The 12,427-nt window shown below is 66.7% G+C and carries 12 protein-coding genes; 5 read left to right on the forward strand and 7 right to left on the reverse strand.

Going from position 1 to position 12,427, the window contains the following annotated elements; translation table 11 throughout:
• Positions 1-2 precede the first annotated feature (2 nt).
• Both EPO41_RS03660 and EPO41_RS03665 read left to right on the forward strand, forming a co-directional pair.
• Complete coding sequence (locus EPO41_RS03660) at positions 3-377, forward strand: hypothetical protein (RefSeq protein ID WP_296320569.1); 375 nt, start codon at positions 3-5, stop codon at positions 375-377.
• Between the two features lie 58 nt (positions 378-435).
• A complete protein-coding gene (locus EPO41_RS03665) occupies positions 436-882 on the forward strand; it encodes a DUF3617 family protein (RefSeq protein ID WP_296320571.1) in 447 nt (148 codons plus the stop codon).
• 12 nt (positions 883-894) lie between these two features.
• Here EPO41_RS03665 and EPO41_RS03670 read toward each other — a convergent pair whose 3' ends face one another.
• The 7 genes from EPO41_RS03670 to EPO41_RS03700 form a co-directional block, all read right to left on the reverse strand.
• A complete protein-coding gene (locus EPO41_RS03670) occupies positions 895-2,874 on the reverse strand; it encodes a response regulator (protein ID WP_296320574.1) in 1,980 nt (659 codons plus the stop codon).
• Positions 2,871-4,622: an ATP-binding protein gene (locus EPO41_RS03675; protein ID WP_296320576.1), complete on the reverse strand. Its 1,752-nt coding sequence runs from the start codon at positions 4,620-4,622 to the stop codon at positions 2,871-2,873. The genes EPO41_RS03670 and EPO41_RS03675 overlap by 4 nt, the downstream gene beginning before the upstream one ends.
• Positions 4,619-5,629, reverse strand: a complete 1,011-nt coding sequence (locus tag EPO41_RS03680) for an ATP-binding SpoIIE family protein phosphatase (protein ID WP_296320579.1) — start codon at positions 5,627-5,629, stop codon at positions 4,619-4,621. The genes EPO41_RS03675 and EPO41_RS03680 overlap by 4 nt, the downstream gene beginning before the upstream one ends.
• Positions 5,626-6,027, reverse strand: a complete 402-nt coding sequence (locus EPO41_RS03685) for an ATP-binding protein (protein ID WP_296320581.1) — start codon at positions 6,025-6,027, stop codon at positions 5,626-5,628. Before EPO41_RS03685 ends, EPO41_RS03680 begins: the two co-directional genes overlap by 4 nt.
• A complete protein-coding gene (locus tag EPO41_RS03690; protein ID WP_296320583.1) occupies positions 6,011-6,400 on the reverse strand; it encodes an STAS domain-containing protein in 390 nt (129 codons plus the stop codon). Before EPO41_RS03690 ends, EPO41_RS03685 begins: the two co-directional genes overlap by 17 nt.
• 10 nt (positions 6,401-6,410) lie before the next feature.
• Entirely contained in the window at positions 6,411-7,301 is an 891-nt protein-coding gene (locus EPO41_RS03695; RefSeq protein ID WP_296320586.1) for an STAS domain-containing protein, read from the reverse strand.
• Positions 7,302-7,442: 141 nt separating this feature from the next.
• Positions 7,443-8,522: an LLM class flavin-dependent oxidoreductase gene (locus EPO41_RS03700; protein WP_296320588.1), complete on the reverse strand. Its 1,080-nt coding sequence runs from the start codon at positions 8,520-8,522 to the stop codon at positions 7,443-7,445.
• A 121-nt stretch (positions 8,523-8,643) separates the two neighbouring features.
• On the opposite strand from EPO41_RS03700, the gene EPO41_RS03705 reads away from it, so the two are divergent.
• From EPO41_RS03705 to EPO41_RS03715, 3 genes are all read left to right on the forward strand, one after another.
• Positions 8,644-10,143 (forward strand): hypothetical protein, encoded by a 1,500-nt coding sequence (locus tag EPO41_RS03705; RefSeq protein WP_296320590.1) that lies wholly within the window; start codon positions 8,644-8,646, stop codon positions 10,141-10,143.
• A gap of 71 nt (positions 10,144-10,214) precedes the next feature.
• A complete protein-coding gene (locus tag EPO41_RS03710; RefSeq protein WP_296320596.1) occupies positions 10,215-10,625 on the forward strand; it encodes a hypothetical protein in 411 nt (136 codons plus the stop codon).
• A gap of 78 nt (positions 10,626-10,703) precedes the next feature.
• Positions 10,704-12,401 carry an amidohydrolase family protein gene (locus EPO41_RS03715; protein WP_296320599.1) on the forward strand — a complete coding sequence of 566 codons (1,698 nt, stop codon included), beginning with the start codon at positions 10,704-10,706 and terminating at the stop codon, positions 12,399-12,401.
• Positions 12,402-12,427: the final 26 nt, after the last annotated feature.

A 12,427-nucleotide genomic window follows, 5' to 3' on the forward strand; every position in this document is an offset into this window, starting at 1 on the left:
CCATGCCGCTGCACTGGACCGTCGACTCCAAGGAAAAGCTCGTGATCGCGACCGCCGAAGGCGCTGTCACCCGTGCGGAAATCGAGAAATACCTCACGATGATGAACGGCGCCGGCGCCTCGTCTTACCGCAAGCTGTTCGACTGCAGTCGCGGCGATACCGCGATGACCGCGGAGGACATGCTGGCAATCGGGGTCCAGATCCGCGCACGACATGCCAATGTCGGAACGCTGGGACCGCTCGCCATCGTCGTACCTCCAGCCAAGTCCGAACGGGTTTCGCGCGTGCTGGGGATCCTCGCCGCGGCCGACCGCCCCATGCGGATCTTTTCCGATGCAGAAACGGCGCGGCGCTGGATCGGGAGCTTGCCGAAGTAGGCGGCGCAGCGCGCCGTTATCGGCTATGGTTGCGGCTCAAGCGCAAGCAGGAGTTTTCATGAGGTTTTTCGGACTGTCGGCCTTTGCCGCCGTGTCGCTGATCGTCGCCACCGCCGGTGCACAGACGGCGATCCAGGCGGGCGAATGGGAGACGACGGAAAAGACCACGATGGAAGGCGTGCAGCCGATGCCGTCATCATCCAAGAAGATCTGCCTCGCGGCCGACGAGGCCCAGCTCGAGCGCCTGCTGTTCCCGACGCCGGACGAGATCAAGCAGCATGGTTGCAAGTATGAGCCGGGCGCGAAGAAGGCGGGCGTGCTCGCCGCCACCCTGACCTGCCCGCCGAACGACCAGACGCCGGGTGTGACCGCCAAGGCCGAGATCACCTACACACAGACCAGCTATCAGGGGATTGGACAACTCGAGGCGGCCGACAAATCCGGCACGACGGTCAAGGGCAAGAGCGAGCTGAGCGGCAAGCGCCTGGGCGATTGTCCGAAGTAGCGTGGTCGCCGTTCAGGCGCGGTCGCGGCCGAAGAGGCGCGTCAGCCGCAGTTCGAGGGTGCTGCGCACGAACGGTTTCATGATCAGTTCCGTGCCGGGTCCGAGCGGCGCCGCGTTGGGCTGGGCATAGCCAGTCATCAGCACGATGCGTACGCCGGGGCGCACCTGGCGCACGTAATCGGCTACCTGCCAGCCATCGGTACCGCCCGGCAGACCGATATCCGTCATGAGAAGGTCGACCGGATGACCCGCGTCGACGTGACTGCGCGCCGCCATGGCGTCGGCCGCCGTCGCGACGTCGAAGCCGAGCTGACGAAGTGATTCGGCGACGTGCTCGCGGACGCCCTGTTGGTCCTCGACGACCAGCGCATGACGGGCCTTACCGTCGAACTGACCCCCGTCTGGCACCGTGTCGCGGACGATGGCGGTGCCTTCGGGCAGGCGCGGGAAGGACAGGCGCACCGTCGTGCCCTTGCCTTCGGTCGAAACCAGGTCGAGCGATCCGTCCGACTGCGCCATGAAGCCCGCCACTTGGGCGAGGCCGAGACCGGTCCCCTCGCCATGACGCTTGGTCGTGAAGAACGGCTCCATGGCACGCCGCTGCGTCTCCTCCGACATGCCGATGCCGGTGTCGGATACGGTGAGGAGAACGCGATCGCCGCGCGAGAGGGTGCGGATGACCAGCTTGCCGCCGCCCGGCATGGCGTCGCGTGCATTCACCGCGAGGTTCAGCAGCGCATTCTCCAGCTGGTTGGAATCGATCGTGACCAGCGGCAGCTCCTCCTCGAGGTCGATCTCGAGTTCGATGCTCTCGCCGATCGTGCGGTGGAGCATGTCGATCAGGCCGCCGACCAGAACGTTCAGGCTGGCCGGCTTGGGATCGCTGGGCTGGCGGCGGGCGAAGGCCAGCAGGCGGTGCGTCAGTGCTGCGGCCTGGGTCGCCGCCTGCATCACCAGATCGGCGCGGCGATGCTGCGCCTTTTCGTCGGCCGGCAGGGCCTTCTTCAGAGCCTCGGTCGATCCCAGCACGACCGTCAGCATGTTGTTGAAGTCGTGGGCGATGCCGCCGGTGAGCTGGCCGATCGCCTCCATCTTCTGGACCTGCCGCAGGGCAGCCTCGGCCTGCTGGCGCTCCTCGATCTCGGCGCGCAGGCGGCGGTTGGCCTCGGTCAGCGCGCCGGTGCGCAGCGTGACCTCGCGCTCCAGCCAGGCATTGGTGCGCTCCATGGCGTCCTGCTGCGTCTTCTCGACCGTCAGATCGCGCAGCACTAGGATGAATCCCTGGGCCGGGCCGCCGCGCGCCCGCAGCGGCGCCATCACGCAACTCGCCCAGATCGGCCGTCCGTCCTTGCGCAGATGCCATCGGTTGGAAGTCACGGTCGCTTCCGTCGAAGCGCGCCTGCGCTCGGCGTGCGGCACGTCGCCGGCGACGTCCTCGGGCGTGTAGATGCAATCTGCCGACTGGCCCAGCACCTCCACCTCGGCCCAACCCAGTACGCGGTGGGCACCCTCGCTCCAGCTCTGGATGATGCCGTTCTGGTCGACCGTGACGATGGCGTGGTCGACCACGCTCTGCACGATCATGCGGTAGAGCTCGTTGCTCTGTTCCGCCGCCTGTTCGGCGCGCTTCAGGCGCAGCAGGGCACGGATGGTGGCAAGCAGTTCCGAAGGCTCGACCGGCTGGCTGAGATAGGCGTCGGCGCCGCTGTCCAGCCCGACCGCGCGGTCCTGGGGAGCTACGAAGGAGGCCGAGATCTGCAGGACAAGAAGGTGGATGTCCTGCTTCTTGATGAGGCGGCAGACCTCGAAGCCGTTGATGTCGGGCAGCTTGACGTCGAGCAGGACGAGGTCGGGCCGTTCGCGCCGCGCCACCTCCAGCGCCTCGATGCCGGTGCGCGCCTCGATGACCTCGTAGCCGCCCTGGCGCAGCAGCCGCGACTTGATGTATCGGCCGGACTCGTTGTCGTCGACGTTCAGGATCAGCGGCTTCAAGACGAACCGCCTTTCTTCATGGCCTGGACGACGTGGCCGGCGAGGATGGCGCGCGACAGGTTCGACTTCGAGAGGATACCCACGGCGCCGCGCAGCCGCTCGTGGTGCTCGGGTCCGAGCAGCGAGGAAGTGAGGATCAACACCGGAATGTGTGCGGTGGCCGGATCGCCCTTCAGGGAACGGAAGACCTCGAAGCCGGTGAGGCCGGGCAGATGGAGGTCGAGCAGGATGAAATCCGGCATCTCGACCTGCGCCAGCCGCAGGCCTTCGGTGCCGTCCGCCGCCTCGATCAGCGCCCACGGTCCCTCGCTGCGCAGCATGTGCGTGAGGACGTAGCGGGTGCTCTCCTCGTCGTCGACGATCAGCACCTTGCCCACACCCTCGGCCACCACGGCGCTCTCCAGCGACGTGCCGGGTAGCACGGCGGGGATGTCGAGCGTGAAGGTCGAACCCTGGCCGGCCTCGCTCTCGACCGTGATGACGCCACCCATGACACCGGCCAGTTTGCGCGAAAGCGGCAGGCCGAGGCCGGAGCCCTTGGTCCGGGTCTGAAGCGGGTTTCGGATCTGGACGAACTCGTCGAAGATCCGCTCGCGCTCGTCGTCGGGAATCCCGATGCCGCTGTCGCGCACCACGAACTCGACGCGGCCCGGCACAGGCGTGGCGACGGTGACACTCACTTCGCCGCGCTCGGTGTATTTGAGGGCGTTGGAGACGAGATTGCGCAGGATCTGCTGGAGCTTGCCCTCGTCGGTATAGAGAACGAGGCCGCCGGTGAGGTCGCGGAAGACCAGATCCACCTCCGTGCTGGTCTGCAAGGGCTTCATGATGCCGCGCAGGGCGGAGAGCAGCTCGGCCACCTCGACCTTGACCGGGTGCAGGTCGATACGGCCCGCTTCGACCTTGGCGAGGTCGAGCAGGTCGTTGACGAGGCGGGTCAGCGTGTCGGCCGACTGTCGGACATAGGAGAGTTGGCGCTGCTGCTCCTCGTTCAGTGGCCCGTCGGTCTGGTCCGCCAGCATGCGGGTCAGCGCCGTGATGGAGTTGAGCGGCGTGCGCAGTTCATGGCTGACGGCGGAAAGGAACTGGCTCTTGACCTCGCTGGCGCGCTTCAGCTCGTCGGCACGCTGCTCCAGTTCGGCATAGAGCGCCAGGACGCCGCGGTTCGTGCTGTCGAGCTCGGCGTTGAGTTCCGCGAGTTCCGCCCGCGCGGTCTCCAGATCGGCCATCGTCGTGAGCAGGTCGCGGTTCTGAGCCAGAACCTCCTCGACCAGAACCTCCGGGCCCGATCCTGCAAGATCTGCCGCCACCCGCCCGATCGACAGGCCGTCGGCGCCCGAGCCGCGCGGCAGGTACTTGCCGAAGCGCACCAGCGTGCCGCTCGTGCCGCTGTCGATCTCGAATTCGTCCATCAGGCGGCGCGTGCCGATCAGGCCGATGCCCATCCCGGTGGGCGAGACGTAGGTGCCACCCAGGATGCTCTCCAGCCCGGAAATTCCCGGCCCCTGGTCGCGGAAGGTCATGGTGAGTGACTGCGCCGGCGGCTCGCCCAGCAGGGAAAAGGACAGTCCGCCGCCGCCGCCGTAGCTCACGGTGTTGCGCGCCACCTCCGAGACGGCGGTGGCAATCGAGGTCTGCGACTGACGGTCGAATCCCACGAGCCGCGCGATCTGGCGGGCGCGCTGCCGGGCGCGCACGATATCCTGCTCGGTGTCGAGCCGCATGCTGTAGAGCGTGGCCTCGCTCACGGCGCCCGCCTCAGGACCAGTACGGTGGCGTCGTCTCGGCCGCGCGTGCCGTCCCGGTAGAGGACCGCCGCGATCAGGGCCGGGTGCCGCGCCGCCAGACCGGGATATCGGTCGAGCGACCAACTGGTCCCGATCCCGTCGGAATGCAGGATCACCACCAGTCCCTGACCGTCGCATGGATAGACGAACTCCCTGAGCTGCCCCGCGGTGTGGCCCGCGATTCCGTTCATGGAGACGAAACGGCGGACCTGGCCGCCCGCTGCGGCGAGACCGGCGATGTTTCCGAGGCCGCTGAAGGTGAGGGAGGACGCTACGAGATCGACGTTGGCGACGCCGATCGCGGCACCACGCGTTCCCCGCAGGCCGGCATGGATCCGCTGGACCGCCATGACGGGTGACGCGACCAGACCCTTTTGGAACAGCTCGCAGGCGGCGTTGGCCGCCTGCTGGGCCGCGACGCCATGTCCGAGCCCGTCGACGACGAGCAGGGAAACGACGCTTCCCGAGCGCACCACCGAAACTCCGTCGCCGCACACCAGTTCCTCGGGTTTCGGCACGGACACGGAGCCGACGACAGCGAGTTTCTCCACGGGCGCGCGCCGGCCCGGCCAGAGCCGGACATAGATCGCGGTGCCATGGCCCGGTTCCGGTCCGGTCTGGGAGTGGATGTCGAACTCATCCGCCTGCCGGCGGATCGCGCCCAGGCCGACGCCGGCGGAGCCGTAGGTCGAGACGCCGTCGCTCATGCTGTGCGCGATGTCCGCCATGCCGGGCCCGCGGTCGATCGAGATGAGTTCCAGCCCCTTGCGGTCCTCAGCGCTCACCTCGCGCAACAGCAGGTGGCCACCACCGCCATGCCGGGCCACGTTGGTGGCCATCTCCAGCGCGACGAGGGCGGCGCGGCCGATATCCTGCTCGCTGAAGCCGCAGGTTCGCGCCACGCTTTCCACTTCGCGGCGGGCGGCGTTGGCATGGCTCGCGTCGGGCACGGGCAGGAGGCGGTTCATCGCTTCCACCGGGCGATTGTGACCGTCGTGCCGGCACCGACCGTGCTCTGGATATCGAAGTCGTCGACCAGGCGGCGCGCGCCGCCCAGCCCATGGCCGAGCCCGTTGCCGGACGTGAAGCCGTCCGTCAGGGCCTGCTGGATGTCGGGGATGCCCGGGCCGCGATCGCGGAAAACGACGCGCACGCCCCGGCGCTCACCCAGGACGGTCTCGATATCGGCATGACCGCCCTTGCCGTAGTCGAGCGTGTTGCGCGCAAGCTCGCTCGCCGCTGTGATCAGTTTGGTCTGGTCGACCAGCGACAGGCCGATCTCTGTCGCGCGCGCACGGACCTTCTGGCGGACCCGCACGACGTCATCGCCCGAGGTGATCGGCAGGGTGTCAGTCGTCGTCTGCATCGTCCGCCGCCTGGCCCGCGGCCGACACGCCGCCGATGAGGGCAAGTCCACGCTCGGCATTGAGCGCAGTCTTAACCCCGGGCAGGCCGAGGCCGAGTTCGACCAGTGTGATCGCGACCTCGGGACGCATGCCGACGACCACCGTGTCGGCATCGAGAAGGCGGGAGACGTTGGCGATGTTGGCCAGCATGCGGCCAATGAAGCTGTCGACGATCTCGAGCGCCGAGATGTCGATCAGGACGCCGCGGGTGCGATGCTGGACGATCTTCTCGGTGAGATCGTCCTGGAGGCGCGTCGCCAGTTGGTCATGCATGTCGACCTGGATCGTCACGAGGAGCGCCGATCCGATTTTCAGGATGGGAATGCTGTCCATGACGCCGGCCTCAGCCGCGGGCCTCGGCCGGTGGCTCCTGTGGGGCAGAGGGCGATTGCAGCTTCATCTTGCTAACGACACGTCCCGTCCGCCTCAGCGCCAGCGCCAGCGCGTCGGCCAAGGTCGCCTTGGACACAACATTCAGTTCGACGCCTAGTTGCACGATGGTTTGCGCGATCTGCGGGCGAATGCCGCTGATGATGCAGTCCGCACCCATCAGCCGGGCGGCCGAGACCGTCTTCAGGAGATGCTGGGCGGTCAGCGTGTCGACCATGGGCACGCCGGTGATGTCGATGATGGCGATCTCCGCCTCGGTCTGGACGATGGTCTCCAGCAGATTCTGCATCACGACCTGGGTGCGGCCGCTGTCGAGGGTCCCGATGAGCGGCAGCGCGACGATGCCGTCCCAGAGCTTCACCACCGGTGTTGAGAGTTCCTCGATTTCCTTGCCCTGACGGGCGATCAGTTCCTCGCGGGTCTTCTGGTAGGTCTCGACGGTGAACAGGCCGAGCTGGTCGATCAGCTGCGTCACGTTCCAGAGCAGGTCGTAGGCGCCGTCGCCCTTCGCCGTCTTTCGCACCTGCACAAACACGGAACGCTTCAGGGAAAAGATGAAGGTGGCGGTTTCCGTCGGAGAGAAGCCCTGCAAGGCGCGGCTCCGGGAGAAGCTCTGCAATACCTCTCGCACGTCGATATACTCGGCCCCTCGCAGGTCCATGGCATTGCCTTGCGACACGGCCTTGCCGAGGGCGTGCAGGAAGGCCCGGCCCTGGCTCTCGGCTTCCTGCGGCGTCATTCGGGTATCCTTGAGATTCAGGGTCGAAACCCAATCGGCGAGAATCTCGGCTTCGCCGTCCGTAAAGAGGCGCGCCAACGCCTGATCGTAGCTGGTAACGGCCATTTTTCTCCCCCTCGGCTCACGGCTGCGCCTGGCAAAGAGGCGGTGGCCGCAAGGGCAAACGCAAAGCACGGGTTTCGGTTCCGGCCGCGCTGCATTAATCAGGAGAGAGGTAGACGTCTGTACGGTAGGGGACGGAGACCCTCAGCCGGAGTGAGAATCCCGAAACGACGTCATGACCTGCTCGCCGAATCGCCGCATCGAGGCGAGGTTCTGGTCGTGGCTCATTGCGCCGAAGCCGGTCTGGCAGAGCAGGTGCCGGACCCCGACGTCGTGCAGCTCCGCCACCTGCTCGCGCACGCGCTTCGCGGATCCGTAGAGACAGCCGGTGCGCAACAGGAACGGAACCGCCTCGGAATCCGGCACCTTCGGATCGGTCCAGGCATTGAGCGTCGCGGGCTCGGGCGCAAAGTCGGCCGGATTGTGCGCCTCGCGCACATGCATCATATGCTCGCGCGTCTCGACCAGCAGCGCGGCCAGCGCATCCTCCGCCTCGGCGTCGGATTCTCCGACATAGACATTGCGCCACAGTGCGCTCTGGGTGAGCAGCCGTTCCTTGGTCGGCGCATCATGGCCGCCCTCGTCGATGCCGGCGGCGTAGGTTGCCCAGCGCTCTCTGATGCGCTCGACCGGCAAGCGGGCGGTCAGGATCGGCATGCCCAGCCTGCCGCATTCCCGGAACGAGCCGGGCGAGATCACGCTGCGCCACAGCGGCGGGCCAGGCTGCTGCACGGGTCTGGGCCGGATCGCCGGCACATGCAGCTTGTGGAAGCGGCCTTCGTAGTCGAGCGGCGATTCGGTCCAGGCACGCTGCAGGATGTCGACCGTCTCCTCCATGCGCTCGCGGCTGTCGGTGCTGCGCATTCCGTGGCCGACGAATTCGTATTCATTGTAGGCGGTGCCCTTGCCGATGCCGACATCGATGCGGCCCTTGCTGAGATTGTCGAGCAGGGCGAGCTGGACGGCGAGGCGAACCGGATGATGGAAGGGCGTCTGCACTACGGCGAAGCCCAGCCGCACCTTGCTGGTCTTCATCGCCAGCGCTGCTGCGAACATCAACGAGTCGCAGTAGACGCTCTCGCCGGTGAAATAATGCTCGGTCAGCCAGACGTCGGAAAAGCCCAGCCGTTCGGCCTCGCAGGCCTGGGCCACGATGTCGTCGATGCGGGCGGCGTCCTCGTCGGGCGAGGGCGACATTGCAAGGGTAAGCCATCCGAACTGCATTCTACTCTCCGCGTGGTGCCTGCAGTCCTATAGCATGCAGCGCTGTTTCCGCCCGTCTGGCTTCGTCCGGTCGAACGTACTAACAACTGCCGTCGTGGTTTCCGTGCTGAAGAACACTCTCTTGATCCTGATTTCCATCGTGCTTTGCACGGCGGCGGCCGAGGGAATGGTCCGTTGGCTGGACGCGCAGGAGCCGAGCGCCGCGTTGAGGTATCTCGACGGGCTTCCCCTGGCAGAGGGTGTGCAGCGCGCCTGGTTCGGCGAGAACCCGCCGCCGCTGCCGAATCGCCATGCCGTCTCGACCGAAGCCATCGAACTGGTGAGGCGGGTCGAAGCGAGCGGCGTGACAGAAGGCACGCGCCGGTCCGACATGTTCAAGGTGTGGAACAGCGCCTTCGTCGGCCCGGATCCCTGCGCGCATCCTTATCTCAAGGACGCGCCGGGCCAGATCTACGTCTACGATCCGCCCGACGGCAGTCCGTGGCCGCGCTTCCGCTTCCTGCCCGATACGACGACGCCGATCGGACTGGTGACCAACGCTTACGGGTTTCGCGGCGGTCCAGTGCCTCTCGCGCGCGAGCCGAAGACGATCCGCATTGCCTTCATCGGCGCGTCGACGACGGTGGCTTCGCACCACTTCCCCTATTCCTATCCCGAGCATGTCGGCTATTGGCTCAATCGGTGGGCCGCCGCGAAGAAGCTCGATCTTCGCTTCGAGGTCCTGAACGCGGGGCGCGAGAGCATCGGTTCGCCCGACATCGCGGCCATCATGAAGAACGAGGTGGCGCCGCTCGCGCCCGATCTCGTCGTCTACTACGAGGGCGCCAACCAGTTCTATCTGGAGCCGCTCGTGCCCCAGCTTCCTCCCCGTCCCGCCAGGTTACCGGTCGCGACGCCGCCGGCGCCCGGACTGTTCGAACGCATCCTCGAGGATCTGAGTTACAGCTCCGCGCTCGCCAAGAGACTGAAGAACCTGCTCGCCGAACACATGTCGTCCCGGGACTCCAAGCCGGCGCAGGGCGGCAGCGCACCGGGCGCCGATGGGCGCGAGTGGCCCAAGCCGGACTATACGCTGGTCTGGCCGAAGGACGTCGATGAGCAGGACCCCGATCTCGCGCGCAAGGACCTTCCGGTCACGCTGTCGGTCATCCTGGCCGATCTCGGTCGCATCGACGCAACGACGGAGGCGGTGGGCGGGGAACTGGCGCTGGCCTCATTCAAGTGGCTGGTCGAGGACGGGATGATGCTCGATCCCGTGCGCCATCGCTTCATCCTGGAGTATCTCAATTTCGGCTATGCCCCGTTCCGCTACCGGGACCTGGCGCGGCTGGCCCGGTTCCAGAACCGCGTGCTGGAGAAGTATGCGAAGGAACACCGGATCGACTTCCTCGACGTCGCCCGCCTGATGCCGTCCGATCCGGACCTCTTCATCGATGCGATCCACGGCACGACCGAAGGGGTGCGGCTTCGGGCCTGGATCATGCTGCAGCTCCTGGTGCCTGTGGTCGACCGGCATCTGGCCGACGGCACCTGGCCGAAGAAGAGCTTCCCGTCCGTGCCGCCGCCGGCGCCATACAAGCCGCGCGTGGTCACCTTCCGGTGCGAGCGCAAGGCCGGGTGATCCACCCCGGCAGGAAGGTTGCAGTCGCAGGGAGAAAATCCTAGGTTCTCTCGCCACTCGGGGGAGGGAAAATGAAACTGGGATTTCCGGCGATCATGCTGGTCGCCGTGATGTCTGCGGGCGCAGGCTCCGCAGCAGCGCAGCAGACCACGCATGGCTGTGCCTGCCTTCACAACCAGACGCAGGCGCAGATCAGCTATCGCTACAAGTGGGGCGAGGGCGAGTGGAAGACCATGCAACTCAAGCCCGGATACAACAACTGGATCTGCTGGCAGTACCAGAACGGGCAAAAGAGTTCGCCGAACCTGCTCTTCCAGCTCGACGTCGACATGTCCAAGGGCAGCGCCTGGACGACCTACACCATCGGGCGCGTGCAGACCGTGGGCGCGAGCTGTGACGCGGTGGGAGCGGGCGGCCACTACAACGTCAGCTACCGGCCCAACACCAACAACACGTTCATCCAGGTGACGAAGCGCAACTGAGTTCTGCGACGCGATGCGCTCGCGTTGACAGGCCGACACGACGCTCGCACGCTTCCGGCAAAACACCGGAGGAAACGAATGGCGCGCTACGATCGCGTGATCCGCGGCGGCATGATCGTCGACGGCAGCCGTCTGCCGCGCTTTCGCGGCGACATCGGCATCAAGGATGGGCGGATCGCCGAGATCGGCCAGATCTCGGCGAACGATGCCGACGAGGTTATCGACGCCGGCGGTTTGATCGTGGCGCCGGGTTTCGTCGACCTGCACACGCACTACGACGCCCAGCTCTTCTGGGATCCCTACTGCACGCTCTCCTCGTGGCACGGCATCACCTCGGTGGTGATCGGCAATTGCGGCTTCGGCTTCGCGCCGGTGAGGCCGGCCGAGCGCGAGCGCGCCATGATGTCGATGACGCGCGTCGAGGCGATCCCCATGGCCTCGATGCAGCAGGGCATGCCGTGGGACTGGGTGACGTTCCCCGAGTTTCTCGACAGCGTCGACGCCGCGCCCAAGGCGGTGAACGTCCTGCCCTATGTGCCGGTGTCGCCGCTGCTCATCTGGGTGATGGGCTTCGAGGCGGCCAAGGCCGGAAAGATGCCGACGCCGGAGCAGCATGCCGAAATGAAGCGACTGCTCGGCGAGGCGATGGATGCCGGCGCCTGCGGCTGGTCGGCGCAGCGCATGAAACCCACCGGACCGTCGGCGGTGCAGCGCGACTATGACGGCACACCGATGCCCACCGACGTCATGCACGACGAGACCTGCCGCGAGTTCGCGCGTGTGCTGGCCGAGCGCAACGAGGGCTTCATGCAGATGCTGCTGATCTCGGGCGACAATGCGGCCGACCGCGCCTTCTACGAGGAGCTGTCGACCTTGAGCGGCCGGCCCATGATCATGAACGTGATTCAGGCCTTCGATCACCGGCCGGAGATCCATCGCCGCGGACTGGCCTGGCTGAAGAGCTGCCGCGAGCGCGGCATCCGGGTCGTCGGGCAGGGGCTCACCACCGATGCCGGCTTCACCTTCACCTTCGAGGACTGGAATCTGTTCGACGATTCGCAGGACTGGTGCGATGCCACGACCGGCACGCGCGAGGAACGGCTGGCCAAGCTCGCCGATCCGGCGCGCCGCGCACGCTTGCGCGAGAACCTGCCGATCACCGCCACCGGTCCGCTGCCGCAGATCGCCATCGTCGGCCCCAAGCTCGAACGCAACAAGAAGTGGCTCGACCATACGCTGGCCCATGCCGGCGAGAAGATGGGCAAGCATCCGGTCGACGTCATGCTGGACATGGCGGTCGAGGAGAATCTGGAGACCGAGTTCTTTGCCGCGCCGCCCAACGGCAGCATCGAGTACCTCAAGGAGCTGGTCGACGATCCCTATATCCTCTTCGGGGTCTCCGACGGCGGCGCCCACACCAAGTTCCTCACGGCCGGCCGCTATCCGACCGAGACGATCTGCAAGGTGGTGCGCCAGCACGGCATGCTGAGCCTGGAGGACGTGCACTGGCGGCTGTCGGCCCTACCGGCCGAGGTCGCGGGCTTCCGCGGGCGCGGCATGCTGAAGAAAGGCGCTCCCGCCGACATCGTGGTCTACGACTACGATGGGCTGAAGGTCCTGCCCGACGAGATCGCGCACGACCTGCCGGGCGGCGAGTGGCGCCGCGTGCAGCGGGCCTCGGGCTACAAGTACATCCTGGTCAACGGCCAGGTGACGATGCGCGACGACCGCCCGACGAACACGCACTCCGGTCGGCTGCTGCGACACGGAGCCTGATGGCGGCCTGGTTGCGGCTAAACGCT

It is taken from the genome of Reyranella sp. (assembly GCF_004297265.1).
Taxonomy (GTDB): Bacteria; Pseudomonadota; Alphaproteobacteria; order Reyranellales; family Reyranellaceae; genus Reyranella.